Annotated in this window: 18 protein-coding genes; 6 read left to right on the top strand and 12 right to left on the bottom strand. The window is 70.7% G+C overall.

Features of this window, described 5'->3' with window-relative positions; genetic code table 11:
• Positions 1 to 44 precede the first annotated feature (44 nt).
• Both HHX35_RS28195 and HHX35_RS28190 read right to left on the bottom strand, forming a co-directional pair.
• A complete protein-coding gene (locus tag HHX35_RS28195; RefSeq protein WP_182901733.1) occupies positions 45 to 701 on the bottom strand; it encodes a GNAT family N-acetyltransferase in 657 nt (218 codons plus the stop codon).
• 182 nt (positions 702 to 883) lie between these two features.
• On the bottom strand, positions 884 to 2,449 hold the full coding sequence (locus tag HHX35_RS28190; protein WP_182901732.1) for an FAD-dependent oxidoreductase: 1,566 nt from the start codon (positions 2,447 to 2,449) through the stop codon (positions 884 to 886).
• A 72-nt stretch (positions 2,450 to 2,521) separates the two neighbouring features.
• Between HHX35_RS28190 and HHX35_RS28185 the strand changes: the two genes are divergently transcribed.
• The 4 genes from HHX35_RS28185 (at position 2,522) to HHX35_RS28170 (ending at position 7,414) form a co-directional block, all read left to right on the top strand.
• The gene (locus HHX35_RS28185) at positions 2,522 to 3,160 is read left to right on the top strand and encodes a TetR/AcrR family transcriptional regulator (protein ID WP_182901731.1); all 639 of its coding nucleotides are present in this window, start codon (positions 2,522 to 2,524) and stop codon (positions 3,158 to 3,160) included.
• A gap of 111 nt (positions 3,161 to 3,271) precedes the next feature.
• Entirely contained in the window at positions 3,272 to 5,545 is a 2,274-nt protein-coding gene (locus HHX35_RS28180; RefSeq protein ID WP_310739354.1) for a DUF222 domain-containing protein, read from the top strand.
• Positions 5,546 to 5,638: 93 nt separating this feature from the next.
• Positions 5,639 to 6,397 carry a glucose 1-dehydrogenase gene (locus tag HHX35_RS28175; RefSeq protein ID WP_182901729.1) on the top strand — a complete coding sequence of 253 codons (759 nt, stop codon included), beginning with the start codon at positions 5,639 to 5,641 and terminating at the stop codon, positions 6,395 to 6,397.
• An 18-nt stretch (positions 6,398 to 6,415) separates the two neighbouring features.
• Positions 6,416 to 7,414 carry an LLM class flavin-dependent oxidoreductase gene (locus HHX35_RS28170; RefSeq protein ID WP_182901728.1) on the top strand — a complete coding sequence of 333 codons (999 nt, stop codon included), beginning with the start codon at positions 6,416 to 6,418 and terminating at the stop codon, positions 7,412 to 7,414.
• Positions 7,415 to 7,490: 76 nt separating this feature from the next.
• Here the strand turns inward: HHX35_RS28170 and HHX35_RS28165 are convergent, their stop codons facing one another.
• The 8 genes from HHX35_RS28165 to HHX35_RS28130 form a co-directional block, all read right to left on the bottom strand.
• Positions 7,491 to 7,877: an SCO5389 family protein gene (locus HHX35_RS28165; RefSeq protein WP_182901727.1), complete on the bottom strand. Its 387-nt coding sequence runs from the start codon at positions 7,875 to 7,877 to the stop codon at positions 7,491 to 7,493.
• Positions 7,878 to 7,973: 96 nt separating this feature from the next.
• Entirely contained in the window at positions 7,974 to 8,918 is a 945-nt protein-coding gene (locus HHX35_RS28160; protein ID WP_182901726.1) for an ATP-binding protein, read from the bottom strand.
• Positions 8,919 to 9,002: 84 nt separating this feature from the next.
• Positions 9,003 to 10,523, bottom strand: coding sequence for a serine/threonine-protein kinase (locus HHX35_RS28155; RefSeq protein WP_182901725.1), 1,521 nt, complete (start codon positions 10,521 to 10,523; stop codon positions 9,003 to 9,005).
• A gap of 63 nt (positions 10,524 to 10,586) precedes the next feature.
• The gene (locus HHX35_RS28150) at positions 10,587 to 10,979 is read right to left on the bottom strand and encodes an Rrf2 family transcriptional regulator (RefSeq protein ID WP_182901724.1); all 393 of its coding nucleotides are present in this window, start codon (positions 10,977 to 10,979) and stop codon (positions 10,587 to 10,589) included.
• A 5-nt stretch (positions 10,980 to 10,984) separates the two neighbouring features.
• Entirely contained in the window at positions 10,985 to 11,950 is a 966-nt protein-coding gene (locus tag HHX35_RS28145) for a sulfate/molybdate ABC transporter ATP-binding protein (protein WP_182901723.1), read from the bottom strand.
• The gene (locus HHX35_RS28140; protein WP_182901722.1) at positions 11,940 to 12,737 is read right to left on the bottom strand and encodes a sulfate ABC transporter permease; all 798 of its coding nucleotides are present in this window, start codon (positions 12,735 to 12,737) and stop codon (positions 11,940 to 11,942) included. The genes HHX35_RS28145 and HHX35_RS28140 overlap by 11 nt, the downstream gene beginning before the upstream one ends.
• Entirely contained in the window at positions 12,730 to 13,554 is an 825-nt protein-coding gene (cysT, locus tag HHX35_RS28135; RefSeq protein ID WP_182901721.1) for a sulfate ABC transporter permease subunit CysT, read from the bottom strand. The genes HHX35_RS28140 and cysT overlap by 8 nt, the downstream gene beginning before the upstream one ends.
• Positions 13,551 to 14,582: a sulfate ABC transporter substrate-binding protein gene (locus tag HHX35_RS28130; protein WP_182901720.1), complete on the bottom strand. Its 1,032-nt coding sequence runs from the start codon at positions 14,580 to 14,582 to the stop codon at positions 13,551 to 13,553. The genes cysT and HHX35_RS28130 overlap by 4 nt, the downstream gene beginning before the upstream one ends.
• Positions 14,583 to 14,806: 224 nt before the next feature.
• Here HHX35_RS28130 and HHX35_RS28125 point away from each other — a divergent pair, with 224 nt between their 5' ends.
• Positions 14,807 to 15,811 (top strand): hypothetical protein, encoded by a 1,005-nt coding sequence (locus HHX35_RS28125; RefSeq protein WP_182901719.1) that lies wholly within the window; start codon positions 14,807 to 14,809, stop codon positions 15,809 to 15,811.
• 10 nt (positions 15,812 to 15,821) lie between these two features.
• Here HHX35_RS28125 and HHX35_RS28120 read toward each other — a convergent pair whose 3' ends face one another.
• Complete coding sequence (locus HHX35_RS28120; protein ID WP_182901718.1) at positions 15,822 to 17,237, bottom strand: LCP family protein; 1,416 nt, start codon at positions 17,235 to 17,237, stop codon at positions 15,822 to 15,824.
• 257 nt (positions 17,238 to 17,494) lie between these two features.
• Here HHX35_RS28120 and HHX35_RS28115 point away from each other — a divergent pair, with 257 nt between their 5' ends.
• Positions 17,495 to 17,995, top strand: coding sequence for a hypothetical protein (locus HHX35_RS28115; protein ID WP_139575543.1), 501 nt, complete (start codon positions 17,495 to 17,497; stop codon positions 17,993 to 17,995).
• Positions 17,996 to 17,999: 4 nt separating this feature from the next.
• Here the strand turns inward: HHX35_RS28115 and HHX35_RS28110 are convergent, their stop codons facing one another.
• Entirely contained in the window at positions 18,000 to 19,013 is a 1,014-nt protein-coding gene (locus HHX35_RS28110; RefSeq protein ID WP_182901717.1) for a LacI family DNA-binding transcriptional regulator, read from the bottom strand.
• Positions 19,014 to 19,115 lie beyond the last annotated feature (102 nt).

The following is a 19,115-nucleotide window of genomic DNA, read 5'->3' as shown; positions in this document are numbered from 1 at the left end:
GCGGCCCGTCCCTTCCGGGACGGGCCGCTCTTTCTATTGGGTGATCACGCTGCTTCCGATGCCGTTTCCAGGAGGCCCAGCCGTACGCGGAGACGATCGCGTACAGCGGGCCACTCAGGACTCAGGATCGAGTAGTACGCCGTATCTCGGACCGTGTCGTCGGCGCCTCGGCTGTCCGCTCGTCGCACACCGTCGAGGTGCGCGCCGAGGGCCTCGATGGCGACCCGGGATCGAGTGTTGCGTACGTCTGCCTTGAGGGTGATCCGGTGAACCTGCCAGGTCTCGAAGGCCAGGGAGAGCATCAGATACTTGCTCTCCCGGTTGACACCGGTGCCCTGGGCCGACGCGGCGAGCCAGGTGTACCCGATGTCCGCGACGGACGGGACCTCGCCCACCGCGCCCTTCGTCCCCGGCGGCCAGGGCATCGGGCCCTGCCAGTACTCCAGGTTCATCAGACGGGTGGCACCGACCACGCGGTCGGTGTGCAGCCACCGGATGGCGAAGGGCAGCGTGCGGCCCTCCGCCTGCTCAGCCAAGGCGGCCTCCACGTAGGAGGCCATCTCATCCCGGCCAGCGGGAACGCGAGTGAAGGCGTATGTAGAACGGTCTTCACTCGCCGCGGCGACGAGGTCGTCGAGCACCGCGAGGCTGAGCGGTTCCAGGCGCACGGAGCGCCCGGACAGGGTGACAAAAGCGGGCATGAGCACATGATGGGGGCTGCTGACCACGGCTGATACCAAATGACACGAGACATCTTGGCGGGGTATTGGTTAAGGGGTGTGCCCGGGCGAGAAACAGCAGGTCAGAGCCTTGATTCGGGTCCCGTGTGGCGGGCGGCCAGGGTAAAGATTTGGCCAAAGATCCACGATGTCCGGGGAACGGTTCAGCGGAGGGCGGCGGGGACGTCCGCGGGCGTGCCGAACCAGGTCTCCAGCGCGTTCGCGAGCCCCTCGGCATCGGTGGCGTCAGGGTCCTCCGCCCACGCGACGACGCCGTCCGGGCGGACGAGCAGCGCGCCGGGAGCGTGCGGGTCGCCTATCGCCGTAGTGACGGTGGCGATCCGGTCTCCGTAACCGTCCACCGCCGTGCCGTCGAGTCCGGATCCGCTCTGGCGGACGAGCAGGCCACGACCGTCGTGGAGGTGGTCGGCGAGCCGTGAGCCGTCCTCGAACTCGTAGTCGGGCACGCTGCGTCCCGCCAACGGGTGCCCGCTTTCGCCGGGCATGTCGTACCGCTGCCAGACGCCGGAGATCTTCTTCACGAAGTAGGTGGTGCCGGTGACCGTCCCGATCAGGTCGGCGACCACCGCCCGCGCCGCCCGCGCGTGGGGGTCGGGACGCATCACGGCGATCTGGGCACGCGTCCAGTCGAGCACCCAGGCGCCGATCGGATGCCGCTCTCGCGTATAGGTGTCGAGGAGCCCTTCCGGCGCCTGTCCGCGTACGACCGCCGCGAGCTTCCAGCCGAGGTTCACGGCGTCGCCCAGCCCCAGGTTCAGCCCCTGGCCGCCGAAGGGCGAGTGGACGTGCGCGGCGTCGCCGGCCAGCAGCACCCGGCCGAGCCGGTAGGTCGCCGCCTGCCGCGCGTTGTCCGTGAACCGGGTGACCGATGTGATCTTCTTGACGACCACGTCGGAGCCCGTGACGTACCTGACCGCCTCCTGCAGTTCCTCCGTCGTCACCGGTGTGGTCTTGTCGGCCCTGCCGGGCGCGCCGCCGTCGAAGCGCGCGACGAGGATGCGCCCCGGCACCGGCCCGTGGGAGTAGACCCCGGTGGGAGTGGCCTGCCAGCCCACGCCGAGGTGTTCGGTGCCCTCCATCTCCGCGACCGCCTGGTAGGCGGTGATCTCCGGGTCCGTCCCGGGGAACTCGAAGCCGGCCAGCTTGCGCACCGTGCTCCTGCCGCCGTCGCAGCCCACCAGCCAGCGGCCGTGCACCGGGCCGCCGGTCGTGGTGATCGTCACCTGCTCGCCGTCGTCGGTGAAGCCGGTCACCTCCACACCGCGCCGCACCTCGACTCCCAGCTCGGCAGCGCGTACGGCGAGGATCTGTTCGAGCTGCTGCTGGGGCACGAGGCCGATCTCGGCGGCCGGTCCACGGCCGGACAGCTCAGGGTCGTCGGCGTCCAGCCGTTCGGCGCTCAGCATCATCCCGGCGAAGTGGCCGGCGAACCTGGGCGGCGTCCGGCGCGGCCCTTCCGTGGAGGCCTGTTTGCGCATGAAGGCCTCCACGAGTTCCATCGCCCGCTCCTGCACCTCCTTCAGCGCCGGCAGCAGGCCCCGCCTGTAGAGCGCCTCCACGCTGGGCGTGTTGAGCGAGCCCGCTTTGAGCGTCGGATCGATCTCGGTCAGCCGTTCGAGTACCACGACTGACGCCCCGCCCAGCCGCAGCTCGCAGGCCAGCATCAGGCCGACCGGCCCTCCGCCGGCCACAACGACGTCGTATGACATTCGTCCTCCCCGTAGTTACCGTTGCTATAAACTTACTGTCACTAAAAGTTTTTAGCAACTAGAGTGAGGCAGGTGACGGAGACCTTGGGGCTGCGGGAGCGGAAGAAGCGGCAGACTCGCCAGCTCATCTCGGACGTGGCCTCGGGCCTGTTCATGCAGCGCGGGTTCGACAACGTCACGGTCGCCGAGGTCGCCGAGGCGGCCGGAGTCTCGACCAAGACCGTCTTCAACTACTTCCCCCGCAAGGAGGACCTGTTCCTCGACCGCTATCCCGAGGCGGTGGAGCTGGTCACACGGGCCGTACGGGAGCGCGCCGAGGGGGAGACGCCTCTCGCCGCCCTGCGCCGGCTGTTCCTCGGCATGCTCAGGGAAGGCCACCCGCTCGGCGGGATCGCTCCCGGATATGAGGTGTTCTGGCAGGTGGTCCAGGACTCGCCCGCGCTCAGGGCCCGGGCGAGGGAACTGGTCGAGGAGTTCGAGGGCGTGCTCGCCCACCTGTTCGCCGAGGCGGCCGGACGCGACCCGGCCGACCCTGCCGACCCGGCCCCGAGGCTCGCGGCCGCCCTGGTGGTCGCCGCCTACCGCGCCGTGTACGTCACCAGCATCGACAGGATCCGTGCCGGTGATCCCATGCAGGACGTGCTCGCCGACCGCATCACCCTGCTCGACCGCGCCCTGCAAGCCGTCGAGCGCGCCGTCGCCGCTTTCTGAGCAGCGCCTTCGGCGTTTTTCTACGCAGCGCCTTCGGTGTTATTGCCCCTTTTTCGGGTTGACCTGCTGCTCCAACTATTCGCTTCCGGCGGTTGCTGAGAGTGATGAGCGATGAAAGAATTCATACAGGTTTTCGAATTCACTGAGGGGGGTGCGATGGATCTGCTTGATCAGGATTCTGATCACCCTCGTCGTTTGAATGATGCCGTGGGGGACTGGTGGGATCGGCTGACCGCCGATTCCCCTCTGTGGTCGTCCGAAGGTTCACTCGCCCGCGAGCACTTTCCGATCATCGACTCCGAGCTTCCGCGGCACGCGAGCCACACCAAGGCTGACAGCAGTATCGACAGCAGCACCGACAGCGGGCTCACAGACGGTGAGGACGCCGGCGATGAGGCGAGCGCCGATAGTGCCGGTGGTCGTGGGGCCGGTGCCGGTCGGGACAAGGGCCGGTCGTCGTGGATGTTGGTGGGTTCTCTGCGTGAGTCGGCGCAGGCGTTGGCGTTGGCGGCGGTGCCGGACGATGTGGATGTCTGTCTTGCCGAGGCTGAGGAGTTGCTGTTCGCGCGAGATCGGATCACGTGCGCGTTGGCGGATCGGGTGGGGCGGGTGCATGGTGCGGGGCAGGCCAGGCGGCATGGGCATGCCTCCACCCGCAGCTGGTTGCGTACCGCTGGGGGGATGAGCGTGCCCGGTGCCGGCCGTCTGCTCACGCTGGCGGTGGAGTTGGCGCGTCTGCCTCGGGTGCGGGAGAAGTTCGCCGCGGGTGGGTTGGCGGCGGGGGTGGTGGAGGCGATCTGCATGGCCACCGCCCAGTTGAGTGATGAGCACACCGGCCTGGCCGAGCCGATTTTGCTGGAGTTGGCGGGTAGGGCGGGGGCGGCGGAGGTGGCCAAAGCCGGGCGCTATCTGCGGGCGGTGCTGGACCCCGACGGGGAAGAACGCGACGAGCGGGCCGACTTCGGGCGGCGGTTCCTGAGGGTCCGCCCCACCAAAGGCGGGGGCGTGGAGGGGGAGTTCTACCTGCCCCGTGAGGCGGCCGCCCGGCTGCGGGCCCTGTTGGACGCCTACGCCAAGCCGCGCGCGGAGGGTGATGACCGGCCGTTGCGGGTGCGTAACGCGGATGCGTTCATCGCGTTGCTGGAGGAGAAGATCGCCGCCGAGCTCCTGGTCCTGGTCACCGCCGAATCCCTCCCCACCGACTCCGAACCCGCCGCCCCCGGCACCGACCACCCCGCCGACGCCGAAGACGCCCTGGATGCCCAGGATGCCCAGGATGCCGAGCGTGCCCAGGAAGCCGAGCGTGCCCAGGACGCGGAGGGCGCCGAGGGCGCGGAGGGCGGCCGGGATAGCGAGGACACCGGCGCCACCGGCGACACCGGAAGCGCTGACGAACCCGGCGACGTCGACAACACCAATGCCCCCGGCGAGATGGGCGGCCCCGGCGACGTGGGCAGCACCGGCGCTGCCGCACCTGCCCAGGATGAGGGCCCCTGCCAGCCAATTGGCCCCGGCACTGCCGAGGCCGAGGCAGCAGCCGGTGCAGGTGGCGATGCGGACGCAGATGCCGGTTCACCTTCGCAGATAGCGCGGCCGGATCCTCCTCCCGAGGAGGCCGCTGCGCATGTCGCCCACGCCGGGCATCGGCCTGCGGGGGACTGCCGGCATGGGCAGAGCACGCCTGAGAGCCAACGCCACGGCCACGGCCACGAGCATCGGAGGCACGGCCACGGCCATCGGCGGCCGGGCGCGGGCGGGTGCGGGTGCGGCGGCGAGGCACGGTGCTCGTGTGCGCCGGGGACACCGAGATCGGAGTGGGGCGTGCCAGGGAGGCCACCGGGAACACCGCCGGGAACACCGCCGGGAACACCGCCGGGAACAGCGCCAGGGACGCCGCCGGGCGTGCCGGGATCGGAGCCGGGCAGGCCACCGGGAACAATCCCAGGGACGCTGCCGGGGGCGGTGCTGGGGGCGGCGCCGGGGGTGTTGCTGGCGACCGGGCAGATGCTGCCGGTCTCCAGCGTGCACCGCCTTGCCCGCACCAGCACCCTGGTCCGCCTGGTCATGGACGCCGAGGGGCAGGTGCTGGACATGGGCCGCAAGGTCCGCCTGGCCACCCCCGCCCAACGCAGGGCCGTGTTCGCCCGCTACGCCACCTGCTGGATCGACGGCTGCCCACTCCCCGCCACCCTGTGCCAGATCGACCACGCCGACAACTGGAGCAACGGCGGCCACACCGACCTCAAACTCCTCGGCCCCGCCTGCCAGTTCCACAACCGCGACCGCTACCAGCACCCCGACCGCTACACCCGCCGCAAAGCCGGCACCGACCGCTGGGCCTTCACCTACCGCAACCCCACCAGAGCCCGGCGGCTACGGATCTAGGCGAGCATCGCCGCGCCTGGCTGTCCTGTGACACGGCCGGGAGGATGACTCGGAGTAAGTTGCTGTGATCGAATCGAGGTGAGGAGGCTGGCGATGTCACGGTTCATCGGGAAGTTCGCGGTGGTCACCGGCGCGGCGCGGGGGATCGGTGCGGCGATCGCGCGTCGGTTGGCTGCGGAGGGTGCGGCGGTGGCCTGCGTGGACCTGACAGCGGACCGGTGCGCCTCGATCGTGGACGAGATCACCGTCACCGGAGGCAGGGCGGTCGCGTTCGGCTGTGACGTCTCCGACAGCGCTCAGGTCGAGGCGCTCGTGCCGGAGGTGTTGAACGAGTTCGGGCGGATCGACGTGCTGGTGAACAACGCCGGGCTGACCCGCGACAACCTGCTGTTCCGTATGTCGGAGGAAGACTGGGACAAGGTCGTCGATGTGAACCTCAAGAGCGTCTTCCTCATGAGCCGGGCCGTCCAGAAGCACATGGTGGAGCAGCGGTCGGGAGCGATCGTCAACCTGTCGAGCCGGTCGGCGCTGGGCAACCGGGGACAGGCCAACTACGCGGCGGCCAAGGCGGGCATCCAGGGGCTCACCGCGACCATGGCGATCGAGCTGGGCCCGTTCGGCGTCCGGGTGAACGCGGTCGCGCCGGGCTACGTCGCGACGCCGATGACCGAGGCGACGGCCGTGCGACTGGGGGTGACGCCGGAGGAGCACCAGGTCACCATGGCGCAGGCCGTGCCGTTGCGGCGGGTCGGCCAGCCGACCGAGGTCGCGGCAGTGGTGGCGTTCTTCGCCTCCGACGACGCGTCGTATGTCACCGGCCAGACGCTTTACGTCAACGGCGGCCCCCGGTAGGGGGGCGCGCCCGCGAGTATGAGGATCGGCGTCTTCCTCGTCGCGGCGGGCTTCCCGGGCATGGCGCCCGGGGACGTGCTGCGCAGCACGGTGGAGGCGATCGAGGCCGCCGAACGGGCCGGGTTCGACGACGCCTGGATCGCCGAGCACCACTTCATGTCGTACGGCGTCTGCCCGTCGGCGGTGACGCTGGCGGCCGTGGCGCTGGGCCGGACCTCGCGGATCACGGTGGGAACGGCGGTCAGCGTGCTGTCCGCCCAGCATCCGGTCGCGTTGGCGGAGCAGGCGGCGATCCTCCACCACGTGTCGGACGGCAGGTTCCGGCTCGGCGTGGGGCGTGGGGGTCCGTGGCTGGAGCTGGAGGTCTTCGGCACCGGGACGGCGAGGTTCGAGCGGGGCTTCCCCGAATCGCTCGACCTGCTGTGCACGGCACTGGACGGCGGTCCGGTGGCGGGGGACGGCGAGTTCTTCCGCTTCCGGGAGGTCACGATGGTCCCGCAGGCCCGGATGTCGCCGGTCGTCGCCTGCACGTCGGACGGCACGGTCCGGATCGCCGCCGAACGGGGACTGCCCATGCTTCTCGGCATGCACATCGGCGACGAGGAGAAGGCGGAGATGGTCGCCGCCTACGAGGCGTACGCGACAGGCCCGGCGGCGCACATCGGCGCCGCGCTCGGTCACGTGGCGGACACCACCGAGCAGGCCATACGAGAGATGCGGGAGTCGCTGCCGCGCTGGCTCGCGCCGGGACTGGCCGGGTACGTCCCCGTGGACGGCCGGCCGCCGCCACGACGGAACATTCCGGAGTACGTGGACCTGCTGTGCCGGATCCATCCGGTGGGCTCGGCGGAGCACTGCGTGGAGAAGATCACCACCACGGCGGCGCGGACCGGGCTGCGGCATCTCATCCTGATGGTCGAGGGCGCCGGAGACCCTGCACGGACGCTGGAGAACATCGCACGCCTCGGCGCGGAGGTGCTTCCGGCCGTGAGACGGCGAGGGCCGGGGGCGGCGTGAACCGGAGCGCCGCCCCCGGCCGAAGCCGGCCCGATCAAGCCGGCCCGATCAGGCTGGCCCGATCAAGCCGGCATGGTCAGCAGTCGACCAGTTCGGGGCTCTGGTTCAGGATCTGCGCGCGGGGGGTGACGAACTCCCGGTAGGCCTCGGTGGCCTCCGGGCGGAACACCGCGACACGGTGGCAGTTCTGGAAGGCCAGCCGTACGCCGAAATGCCTTTCGAGGGCGCCGCGCATCGCGTCGCTGGCCAGGCAGCGCAGCAACTGACCGCGAGCGGCCTCGTCGGGCGGCGGCACCTGGTTGTCGGCGAAGTCGGCGCCGGACCGGTCCCGCCGCTCGACCAGCGCGATGATCGTCGCCCAGGCGTACGGCAGTGAGTCGCGGACGCAGGCGACGAAGGCCGCGTCGTCCACCTCACCGGCGCGGGCCTGGTCGAGCAGGTCGTTGGACACGGACAGCGACATGAGCTGTTCTCCTCTCGGCGTCTGCTCACAGAGCGGGGACGCAGTTGACGGTAGATCGAACGCCGCGGGCCTCCATCTGGCGCGGAGGCGACACGTTCATGAGGCGGCGACGGCGGGGCCGTACACGAAGCCGGGGTCGATCTGCGCGACCAGGTCCTCTCCCGTCGCCCGGTTGGCCCACGCGTGGGCGTTCCTGATGTGGAACTCGGCCGCCTGCCTGCCGAACTTCGGCCAGTCCTTGGGCTGCGCGTCGAGCCGGTCGAGCATGGCGGCGAGGGCCAGGTGGCCGGCGGGCTCCAGATCGTCGAGCGTGAACGGCCGGCCCTGCTCCATGCCGCGGATGGCGGGGGAGTGGCCGAACCAGGTCAGCAGGTCGTCGCCGACGTGCTCGCGGAGGAAGTCGACGTCCTCCGGCGCGTGGACCTTGTTGCCCACGACGGCGATCTCGACGTCGAACCCGGCGGCGTGGTCGCGGTACTGCCGGTAAACGCTCACGCCCTGACGGGTCGGCTCGGCGACCAGGAAGGTGAGATCGAAGCGGGTGAACAACCCGGAGGCGAAGGAGTCCGCCCCCGCGGTCATGTCCACGACGACGTACTCGCCGGGGCCGTCGACCAGGTGGTTGAGATAGAGCTCCACCGCGCCCAGCTTGGAGTGGTAGCAGGCGACGCCGAGGTCGTCCTCCTCGAACGGGCCGGTGACCATGAGCGAGACGCCCTCGACGGAGCACGACGGGAAGAACGGGTCGTCCAGCCGGACCAGCCGCGAGCCGCGCCCGGGCGGGGTCGTCTTGACCATGGACGCCGCGTCGCGGATCAGCGGATTGTCGCCGCGCAGGTAGTCCTTGATCTCCGCCAGCATCCCGCCCAGCGGCGGCGGGTGCTCGGCCGCGTCCACAGCCAGGCCCAGGGCCAGGCCGAGGTGCTGGTTGATGTCGGCGTCGATCGCGACGACCGGCCCCCTTCTCGTCGCGTACCTCGCGAACAGCGACGACAGCGTGGTCTTGCCGCTTCCGCCCTTGCCGACGAACGCCACGCGCATCCTGACCCCCGATCAGAAATGAAAACCGTTGTCAGTTTCACTTGTGCGCCATCATGACACAGGCGAGGTGAGCGCGGGTGGATTTCAGGCCGCGGAAGGCGTCGGAACGAGCGGCGGCGGCTGGAAGAGCGAGAGCACCCTGACGAGCGTGGGCCGCAGGGCGTCCCAGTCGGCGGCGGGGGCGGTCCAGGTGAGCACGCTCGTCGTCGTGTCCGTGGAGATCACCCGGCGGTACTGGTGATACTCCACGTCCTTGGCCAGATGGTCCCGCGCCGACGCCTTGCGCGGGGTCCAGGTGAACTCCCAGTCGGCCGAAAGGCCCTGCTCACCGGTCACGGCCCTGAGCCGCAACTTGTGATAGGCCGTGGCGTCCGGACGGAGAATGTCCTCCGCCTCGCCGAGCGCCGCCAGGGGGTCGGTTCCGCGCTGCGCGGTCACCTCGACCGTGAACGCCGCCCCGCCGTCCCGCGAGCGCCACGAGGTCGAGTACGGCCGGTCCTCGCGGGTCCAGCCGCGGGGCACACCGGCCCGCCAGCCGGCGTCGGACGTGTGCCACTTCAGCTTCAGCCGCCGCGCGGGCTGCCCGGACGCCGACGCCGAGGCCGACGCGGGAGCCGACGCAGGGGAGGACGCGGGGGAGGACACGGACGCCGGTGGGGAGACCTCTCCGGCCCGGCTTTCCCCGCCGGGCCGCAGCACCGCCCACCCTCCGACAGCCCAGCCCCCCACAACACACGCGACGAGCACGGCCGCCGCGATCCCCGTGATACGACGAGCACGGCCGGGGCGGCGGCGTACGGGCCGAGGCGGGGCGGGCGGCTCGATCTCGGCGAGCAGGCGGTCGGCGGTCTCCGTGTCGATCCGCCGCCTGGGCTCCCGGGCCAGCAGCCCGGTGAGCACCGCGCGCAGTTCCCCGGGCACCTCTTCCAGCGGCCCCTGGCCCGTGGGCGGGCTGCCGGTGACGGCCAGATGGAGGGTGGCGCCCAGCGACCACAGGTCGGCGGCTACCGTGCGCGGCCCGCCGGCGGCCCGTTCGGGGGCGAGGTACGTCTCGGTGCCACGGCCGACGGGAGGGCTGCCTGGTGCAGGATCGCGGGTGAACGCCGGATCGGTGGCCGGCACCGTCACGCCGAAGTCGGCGAGCAGCACCCGGCCGTCGTGCGCGAGGAGCACGTTGGCGGGCCGGACGTCGCCGTGCCGTACGCCGGCGGCGTGGGCGTGCGTGAGCGCGGACAGCACGGTGCGGGCGATCCGCGCGGCCTCGGCCGGGGGCATCGGTCCGTCGCCGGAGACCACCCCGTCGAGCGAGCGAGAGGGGACCAGTTCCGTCACGACGAACGGGGTGTCGCCCTCCTCGGCGACGTCGTAGACGGCGACGATGTGAGGGTGGCTCAGCCGCTCGGCCTGGCGGGCCTCGCGGGAGATCCGCTGGACGAGCCGCAGCCGCGCGGTCTCGCTCAGGTTCGGGGGCAGCAGGACCTCGCGGATCGCGACGGGCCTGTCGAGCAGCGTGTCGCGGCCCTCCCACACCAGCCCGCTGCGGCCGTGGCCGAGGGCGCGGACCAGCCGGTATCGCCTGACGATGAGCTGCCCAGCAGTACCCATCCCGCCTGCCTCTACGCCACGGCACGTTCCACTTGAATGTGGAGTCTTCCACAACTACCGGGATCAGAGGGGTGGAAGGGAACCGGTCGCGATGTGGGCGAGCGTGACCTCGGTGAGCGTCGCCTGCTCGTGGTCGCGCAGCGCCGTCCAGACGTCGCCGAGAGGCTCAGCGACGCCGTGGAACCCCTCGCTGTCCTGCGGCGCCCCCTCCATGATGAGGACGACGTCGGCGAGCGTGATCCGCTCGGCGGGCCGGGCGAGCCAGTATCCGCCGTCAGGCCCGCGTTGGCTGTGGATGAGGCCGGCCCGCCGCATCTGCAGCAGGATGTTGTCGAGGAACCGCCGGGGAATGCGCTGGGCGGCCGCGATCCGCTCGGCCGGGACCGGCCCCGGCGCGGCCGCGGCCAGTTCGGCGGCGGCGCGCAGGGCGTACTGGGTCCTGACGGAGAGCCGCATCTCGGTCAAACGGCGCTGAGGGCCAGCGACCGGGCGCCGGGCGCGGGCCTGAGGTGCACGGTGTCGCCCGGCCCGAGACCGAGCCGGTCGGCCTGCTCCCGCGTCACCTGGACCCACGCCTCGTGCCCGCCGATCTCCACCTCCACGCGCACCTCGAAGCCGAGCCGTACGACGCGGGAGACCACGGCGGGCGAGCCGCCCTCCACGGGATCTGGGCTGATCTCGATGTCGTGCGGGCGGACCAGGCTGCCGCCGATCTCGGTGACCGGGCCCAGGAAGCGCATCACGAACGGGTTGGCCGGGTTGTCGTACACCTCGCCGGGGCTGCCGGCCTGCACGACCTCGCCCCCGGCCAGCACCACGATCGTGTCGGCGACCTCGATGGCCTCCTCCTGGTCGTGGGTGACGAACACGGTGGTGACGTGGACCTCGTCGTGCAGCCGGCGCAGCCACGTGCGCAGCTCCTTGCGCACCTGCGCGTCGAGGGCGCCGAACGGTTCGTCCAGCAGCAGCACCTGGGGTTCCACCGCGAGGGCCCGGGCCAGGGCCATGCGCTGGCGCTGGCCGCCCGACAGCTGCGAAGGGTAGCGGTCGGCCAGTTTCTCCAGGTGGACCAGTTCCAGCAGTTCCATGACGCGTTTGCGGATCTCGTCCTTGGGCCGCTTGCGGATCTCCAACCCGAAGGCCACGTTGCGGAAGACCGTGAGGTGCTTGAAGGCGGCGTAGTGCTGGAACACGAAGCCGACGTTGCGCCGCTGCGGGGACAGCCGGGTGGCGTCGACGCCGGAGATCCGCACCGTGCCGGTGTCGGGCCGCTCCAGCCCGGCGATCACCCGCAGCAGCGTCGACTTCCCCCCGCCGCTCGGGCCGAGCAGTGCGGTGAGCGACCCCGCGGCGACGTCCAGCGACACGTCGTGCAGGACGGGGGTCGTCCCGAACGACTTGTTCACGTCGCGTACCTCAATTGCCATCGGACCGATCCTTCGGGCGCAGGAGCTTGGTGAGCAGCAGGGTGACCACGGCGATCAGGGCGAGGGCCGTCGCGGCGGCGAACGCGGCCGGCTGGTCGAAGTTCTGGAACCGCTCCTCCACGAACAGCGTCAGCGTCTGGGTCTGGTCCACGAGGCGGCCCGAGACCACCGCGACCGCGCCGTACTCGCCGAGCGAACGGGCCAGGCAGAGCACGACGCCGTAGCCGAGGGCCCAGCGGATGCCGGGGAGCGTGATGCGGACGAACGACTGGAGGCGGCTCGCGCCCAGCGTGTGCGCGGCCTGCTCCTGCTCGTCGCCGAGCTCCTCCAGGACCGGCACGACGGCCCGCACGACGAGCGGCAGGGACACGAACACCGTGGCCAGCACCATGCCGGGGGTGGAGAAGATCACCTGGACTCCCCAGCTCTCCAGCAGGCCGCCGAGGGGGGAGAACCGGCCGTACACGAGGATGAGCGCGAGCCCGACGACGACCGGAGATACGGCCATCGGCAGGTCGATGAACGCCCCCAGCAGCCGTTTGCCGGGAAACTCGTGGCGGACGAGCAGGAGCGCGGTGCCGACCCCGAAGACCGTGTTGGCCAGGACCGCCCAGCCGGCGACCGTCAGCGTGACCATGAAGGCGTGCAGGGCCGACGGGGAGGTCAGGGCCTCGGCGAACGGAGCGAGCCCGTCTCCGAAGGTTCGCCAGACGATCAGCGCCACGGGCAGCACCAGCAGGAACACGACGTAGACGACGGCGACCGCGCGCAGGACGTGCTTAGCCACGGCGGCTCCCCCAGCGCTGCAGGACGTCGAGCGTGATCAGCGCGACCAGGGCCACCACGAGCAGGACCGTCGAGATCGCGGCCGCACCGGTGGTGTTGTCGCCCTCGATCTGGCTGAAGATGTTCACCGCCGCGACCTGCGTCTTGAACGGCAGGTTGCCCGAGATGAGCACGGTCGAGCCGAACTCGGCGATCGCCCGGGTGAAGGCGAGGGCGGTGCCGGACAGCATCGCGGGAATCAGGTTCGGCAGGATGACCCGGCGGAAGGTCTGGAACGGGCTCGCGCCGAGGGAGGCCGCCGCCTGCTCCATCTCCGTGTCGAGTTCCAGCAGGACCGGCTGCACCGTACGGACGACGAACGGCAGCGTGACGAACAGCAGCGCCAGCACGACTCCGGCCCTGCTGTAGGCCAGGTTGACCCCGAGTGGGGACTGCGGGCCGTACAACGCGAGCAGGACGAGACCGGCGACGATGGTCGGCAGCGCGAACGGCAGGTCGATGATCGTGTCGAGCACGGCCCTGCCGGGGAAGCGGTCGCGGACCAGCACCCAGGCGATGACCGTGCCCACGACCAGGTTGACCAGGGCGACGAGCGCCGAGGCGCCGACGGTCAGGGTGAGCGCCGCCCAGGCGTCGGGGGTGGTGACCGAGCGCCAGAAGTACCCGGGCCCCTCGCCGGCCGAGCGCCAGACGACGGCGGCCAGCGGGATCAGCACGATCAGGCTCAGGTACAGCACCGCGGTGCCGAGGCCGGCGGCGGTGCCGCCGGCCAGGCGTCGGACAGGGCGTACGGTGATCGCGGTCACTGCACGCGTCATTTCTCCGTCGCCACGCCGAGCTTGCGTTCGATCTCCGCGACCTTGCCGGTCTTCGAGTCGAAGAAGTCAGTCGTGATCTTGTCCCAGCCGCCGAGGTCCTGGATCGTGAACAGCTGCGGCGGGGCGGGCCAGTCGAAGCCGGTCACGCCGTCGGCGACCGGGCGGTAGCCGTTCTTGGCGAAGATCGTCTGGGCCTCGACCGAGTAGAGGTACTTGAGGAAGGCCGCGGCCTCCTTGGGGTGGGTGCTGTTCTTCGTCACGGCCACCGGGTTCTCGATGAGGAGCGTCGAGTCCGGTACCGTGTAGTCGATCTCCTGGTTGTTCTGCTGGGCGAAGATCGCCTCGTTCTCGTACGTGAGGATGGCGTCGCCCTTGCCGCCGATGAAGGTCTGCAGCGACTTGCGGCCGCTGTCGTCCTGGACCGGCACGTTCTTGAGCAGCGCGTCCAGGTAGGCGAGCCCGGCGGCCTGGTCGGCGCCCTTGTTCGACTTGGCGCCGTAGCCCGCGAGCAGGTTCCAGCGGGCGCCGCCGGAGGTGAAGGGGTTCGGCGTGATGACCTCGACTCCGGGCTTGACGAGGTCGTCCCAGGTCTTGATGCCCTTCGGGTTGCCCTTGCGGGTGCCGATGACGACGACGGACTTGGTGAGGATCCCCTTGCTGGGCCCGGCGGTGGGAGCGGAGTTCCAGTCCGGCGCGACGATGCCGGCCTTCACGAGCCGGGTGATGTCGGTCTCCAGGGAGAACTCGACGATGTCCGCCTTGAGCCCGTTCGCCACGGCGCGGCTCTGGTCGCCGGACGCGCCGAACGACTGGGTGAAGGTGATGTTCTTGCCCTCGGGCGTCTTCTGGAACGCCTTGATGATGTCCTCGAACGCCGCCTGGGGGGTGGAGTAGGCGACCAGCGCCAACTGGACCTTGCCTCCGCCGCCGCTGCCCCCGCCGGCGTTGTCGTCTCCCCCGCAGGCGGTGACCAGGGTGGTCGTCGCCATGACGGCGGCTGCGATGGCCCCGAGCCTGCGCACTGTCATGCCTGTCCTCTATTCCGAGATTCCTACCAAGTCAGTCGGTTTAGTCGATATTAAAGACCGTTCCAGGAATCCCGTCAAGTCCGATTGGTTTGCAGGGTTTGTGATGGCGGTGACAAACCGGCTTCCAGTGATTGTTGTGAAATTTCCAGACAGGACGTGTCGACAAGTGCTAGGAACGTTCGCTATTGGGACACGACCTAAAAGCTCACTGAGGAAGGACCTTCATGCGCGACCCGGTCACCGAGGACGCCTACGAGCAGGACGGCTCGTTAATCCGTCCGTACATCACGGGCGAAGGCCAGCATGGCGGAGAGGGAGACCGGTTCTGGTCCGAGGAGCAGGACGAACACGCTCTCGGCGGCGGGCCGGACGACCGCGGCGACGTGTTGTCGGAGGACTGGCGGCCGGACCAGCCCGCGCAGACGCCCGCCGACCACGCCGACCAGGATGACTACGCCGCTGGACGCACCGCTCGGCTCCGCTCGGAGAATCCGGTGAGCGATGAGCACCTGGTGGACGACGGGGACCTGGTGAGCGACGGCGACACCGATCCGCGCGGTTTCCTCGGCTCGGGCTGGCGCAACGCCCCCGACACGGACGAGGACGACGACGAGCGTTCACGGCGCGGCGGGATGCTGCTGCGGACCGGTCTGATCGCCGTCGGCGTCCTGGGCGCCATCTGGGCGCTGGCGCTGTGGGTCGGGCAGCCCTCCGGAGCGGAGTGCGAGGACGGGGCGGGCTGCGCCGCCAAGGCGGGGACGGCCGCGACGGCGCCGGTCTCGCCGGCCCCCGACGGCGACGCCACGGCCGGGGAGTCCGACGCGACGCCTACCGACGGGCCCACCGACGCGGTGCCCAGTGACGCCCCCAGCGACGCCCCCACGGCCGAACCCACACGGACCCGGCCCGGCACGTCCGGGACCTCGGCGCCGACCGCGTCGTCCGCGCCCACACACCCGTCCCGGTCTCGCGCGCAGGACCCCGGCTCCCGGCCGGACGCCACGCCACGCCCGGCACGGTCCCGCGTGTCGGTCAACACGCAGCAGCGGTCGTCCGCCGACGAGCGGTCAGACGGGCAGACCTCGGGGACGGACACCGCGGCGTCCGAGGAGCAGGCGGCCACGGCCCCCACCTCCGGGCCGGCCACCGAGCAGCCGACCAGCGCGCCCGCCCCCACCCAGGAATCGTCGGGCCACGGCGGCGGCCTGTTCGGCTGGCTCTTCGGCTAGAACTCTTCTCCTAGGAGGCCGTGCAGCTGTCCTGGGTGGCGTCGAAGCCCTCCACGTCGTCGAGCGTCCTGGGGGGCTTCATCCCCTGCCAGTCGGCCCCGATCCCCAGCACGAGGGTCTGCGTGGTGGCCGTGTGCACCAGGTGGGACCGCGACTTCTTGAGCTCGCGGAACAGCCGGGACGCCCGGCTCTCGCCGTTCTCCGAGTACGCGACGACGGTCTTGGCGTACGGCTTGGGCGCCTGCTCGACCTTGACGATGTGGTAGCCGCGCTGCTCCAGTTCGGCGGCCACCTGGGTGCCGAGCCCCTGCTGCCCGCTGCCGTTGCGCACCAGGATGTGGATCTGCGACTTGGGGATCTTCTGCTCGCCGCTCTTGACGTTCTTGGCGATCTGGTCGGCGGCGACCATCCTGAACAACCGCTGGGCCTGCGGCTGCACCCACTCGACCCGGCCGGGGCTGGTGATCGAGTAGCGCCAGGGGGTGGTGACGAAGCGGATCTGCCCCGCGGTCAGGCCCTGCGCGCTCGTCGCGAGGTCCTTCATCACGCCGATCGTGAGGTCGGGGTCGGTGGTGATCGACTTGGTCACCGCGTCGAGGAACCCGAACAGCGTCGCGGGGTTGGTCAGCGTCTCGCCGCTCATGGCCTTCTTGGCCATCGAGGCGAGGAACATCTGCTGGCGCTGGATCCGGCCGATGTCGGAGCCGTCGCCGAGCGAGTAGCGGGCGCGGACGTATCCGAGTGCCTGCTCGCCCTTGAGGATCTGCTTGCCGGCGGGCAGGTTGAGCAGCGCCTTCTTGTCGTGGACGGCCTGCGGCAGGCAGACCTGCACGCCGCCCAGCGCGTTCACCATCGCCTTGAAGCCGGTGAAGTCGACCTTCACGAAGTGGTCGATGTGGATGTCGGTGAGGCCCTCGATCGTCTTCCAGGTGCAGCCGATGCCGCCGGAGTTGAACGACTCGTTGATCATTCCGACGTGCGGCCGCTGGCCCGGCAGGTTGCCCTTGGCCGGGCAGGCGGGGAGGCGGACGAGCGAGTCGCGCGGGAAGCTGATGAGCACCGCGCCGTCCCGGTTCGGGGAGATGTGCGCCACGATGATCGTGTCGGTGCGCTCGCCGGGGAACTTGCCGTATCTGGCGTTGGCGCCGTTGCGCTGGTCCGAGCCCACGATCAGCACGTTGAGCGCCTTGCTGATCTTCTGCGGGCGTGCCTCGCCGCCGAGATCCTTCTGGGTCACCGCCTCGTGCTTGACGTTGCCGCTCAGCTTGACGTAGCCGCCGACGGCGAACGTGGCGGCACCGGCGAGCACGCCCAGCGCGCCCGATAACGTCACCCACAGCCATGGCCGCCATTTGGGCGGCGTCCGGGGCGGCGGCGCCGGGAGGTCCTCCGCCGGGGGCGCGGGACGGACGTCGACGTGACCCACTGTCGTGCTCCTGAGGGTCGGACCAGGCGTTTCTCACCAGGTCGAAAGCCAGTAGCGGCAAACGGGGCCAAGTGTAGCGATCTCCCCTGAACGTCACCTTTCAAACGCGGTAACCACCGCGCCAGAGGTGCGAGTAAGTGTCGTTCCCGACGCCCGGTAAGTGTCGTTCCCAACGCCCAAGTAAGCCCAGTGCAAGCGTCGATCAAGCCCGTCCGCCTATCCCTGTGACGTACGAGGAATCGGAAGGGTTGAGACCAATGTCACGTAACGTCTTCGTCGCCGGCGCCGGCGCCGGCATCGTCCTGTTGTTCGCCGGGATCTACGGGATGGGCTCGATCTCCACGATGTCGTGGGGGTTGCCCGCCTTCATCGTCGGGATGTTCCTGCTGGTCGGCGACGTCGTCATCCTGGCAGGCAGGCTGGTCGGCGGAGGCGGCCCGTCCGGCGGCGTCTTCGGCCAGATGAAGAGCTTCCTGGGCACCGGCAACCAGGACCTCGTCGGCACCGGCATGCCGGCCACCGCCCTGGTCGCGAGCATGCGGGACACGGGCACGATGGTGAACGACCAGCTCGTCGTCGCCTTCGACCTGCGGGTGCAGCCCGCCTCCGGTGCGCCGTACGTGGTCGCGCACCGGCAGATCCTCCCCCGGCTGCTGATGGGCGCCGTCCTGCCGGGCCGGACGGTCCAGGTGTGGACCGACCCCGCGGACCCGCAGCGCCTGGTGATCGACTGGTCCGCGCTCCCCACGCAGGTCTGAGCGGCTACGCGGGCGGCGCCGTGCTGCCGCGGGTGGTCAGGCGCGGGGCCTCGTCCTCCAGCGGCCTGGTCTCCACGCCGTCGATCAGCGCGAGCAGCCGCTGCGCCGCGTGCGCGCCGTACGCCGGGATGTCGCGGGTGAGCACGGTCAGCGGCGGGCGGACGACCTGGCAGAGCGGGGAGTCGTCCCAGGCGACGACGGACAGGTCGGCCGGCACGTCGAGCCGCATCTCCTGGGCGACCGACAGGCCGGCCACGGCCATGATGTCGTTGTCGAAGACGATCGCCGTGGGCCGCTCGGGTGAGCTGAGCAGCCGCCGCGTGGCCCGCGCGCCCTCCTCGCCCGTGTAGTCGGTGTGCACGATCGGGCAGGCGTCCAGCCCGAGGCCCGCGCAGACGTCGCCGAACGCCCGGTCGCGGATCGAGGTGTGCGACAGCCGGGGCAGCCCGGCGACGCGGGCGATCCGCCGGTGCCCCAGCGCGACGAGATACTCCACCGTCTCGCGTACCGCCGCGCTGTCGTCGGCCCAGACCGGCACGAGCGATCCGGCGGCCGAGGGATGCCCGAGGACGACGACGGGCATGCCCATCTCCTCCACCTGCGGCACGCGGGGGTCGTCGAGGTGGAGGTCGACGAGGATCGCGCCGTCCACCCGGCCCTCCCCCCACCAGCGGCGGTAGACGCCCATTTCGGCCTCGTGGTCGCCGACCACCTGGAGCAGCAGCGCGTAGGAGCGGGCGGAAAGCTCCGCCTCGATGCCGCTGATCAGCTCCATGAAGAACGGCTCGACGCCGAGGAACCGGGCGGGCCGGCACAGGGCGAGGCCCACGGCGTGCGCGCGGGCGCCGTTGAGCGCCCTGGCCGCGATGTTCGGGCGCCAGCCGATCTCGTTCGCGATGGCCAGAATGCGGGCCCTGGTGGCTTCGGACACCCCCGGCTGGCCGTTCAGGGCGTACGAGACCGCGCCCTTGGAGACCCCCGCCTGGCGTGCGATGTCCGCGATGGTCGGTCTTCTCACGTGTCCCCTCGACTGAACCGGTCCAGTGACCCTCACCTTACTACCGTTACTTTGCCTACATCTTCCCCTATTGACACCGGCGACATCCGGATTTTACGGTCT

It is taken from the genome of Microbispora sp. H10830 (assembly GCF_014161375.1).
In the GTDB taxonomy this organism is placed as follows: Bacteria; Actinomycetota; Actinomycetes; order Streptosporangiales; family Streptosporangiaceae; genus Microbispora; species Microbispora catharanthi.
The sequence above is the reverse complement of the archived record's forward strand: the minus strand, read 5'-3'. Positions and strand labels throughout refer to the sequence as shown.

Coding starts and splice junctions, on each gene's coding strand:
- HHX35_RS28195 (WP_182901733.1), bottom strand. CDS start 701: ATGCCCGCTTTTGTCACCCTGTCCGGGCGCTCCGTGCGCCTGGAACCG.
- HHX35_RS28190 (WP_182901732.1), bottom strand. CDS start 2,449: ATGTCATACGACGTCGTTGTGGCCGGCGGAGGGCCGGTCGGCCTGATG.
- HHX35_RS28180 (WP_310739354.1), top strand. CDS start 3,272: ATGAAAGAATTCATACAGGTTTTCGAATTCACTGAGGGGGGTGCGATG.
- HHX35_RS28175 (WP_182901729.1), top strand. CDS start 5,639: ATGTCACGGTTCATCGGGAAGTTCGCGGTGGTCACCGGCGCGGCGCGG.
- HHX35_RS28170 (WP_182901728.1), top strand. CDS start 6,416: ATGAGGATCGGCGTCTTCCTCGTCGCGGCGGGCTTCCCGGGCATGGCG.
- HHX35_RS28165 (WP_182901727.1), bottom strand. CDS start 7,877: ATGTCGCTGTCCGTGTCCAACGACCTGCTCGACCAGGCCCGCGCCGGT.
- HHX35_RS28160 (WP_182901726.1), bottom strand. CDS start 8,918: ATGCGCGTGGCGTTCGTCGGCAAGGGCGGAAGCGGCAAGACCACGCTG.
- HHX35_RS28155 (WP_182901725.1), bottom strand. CDS start 10,523: ATGGGTACTGCTGGGCAGCTCATCGTCAGGCGATACCGGCTGGTCCGC.
- HHX35_RS28150 (WP_182901724.1), bottom strand. CDS start 10,979: ATGCGGCTCTCCGTCAGGACCCAGTACGCCCTGCGCGCCGCCGCCGAA.
- HHX35_RS28145 (WP_182901723.1), bottom strand. CDS start 11,950: ATGGCAATTGAGGTACGCGACGTGAACAAGTCGTTCGGGACGACCCCC.
- cysT (WP_182901721.1), bottom strand. CDS start 13,554: ATGACGCGTGCAGTGACCGCGATCACCGTACGCCCTGTCCGACGCCTG.
- HHX35_RS28130 (WP_182901720.1), bottom strand. CDS start 14,582: ATGACAGTGCGCAGGCTCGGGGCCATCGCAGCCGCCGTCATGGCGACG.
- HHX35_RS28125 (WP_182901719.1), top strand. CDS start 14,807: ATGCGCGACCCGGTCACCGAGGACGCCTACGAGCAGGACGGCTCGTTA.
- HHX35_RS28115 (WP_139575543.1), top strand. CDS start 17,495: ATGTCACGTAACGTCTTCGTCGCCGGCGCCGGCGCCGGCATCGTCCTG.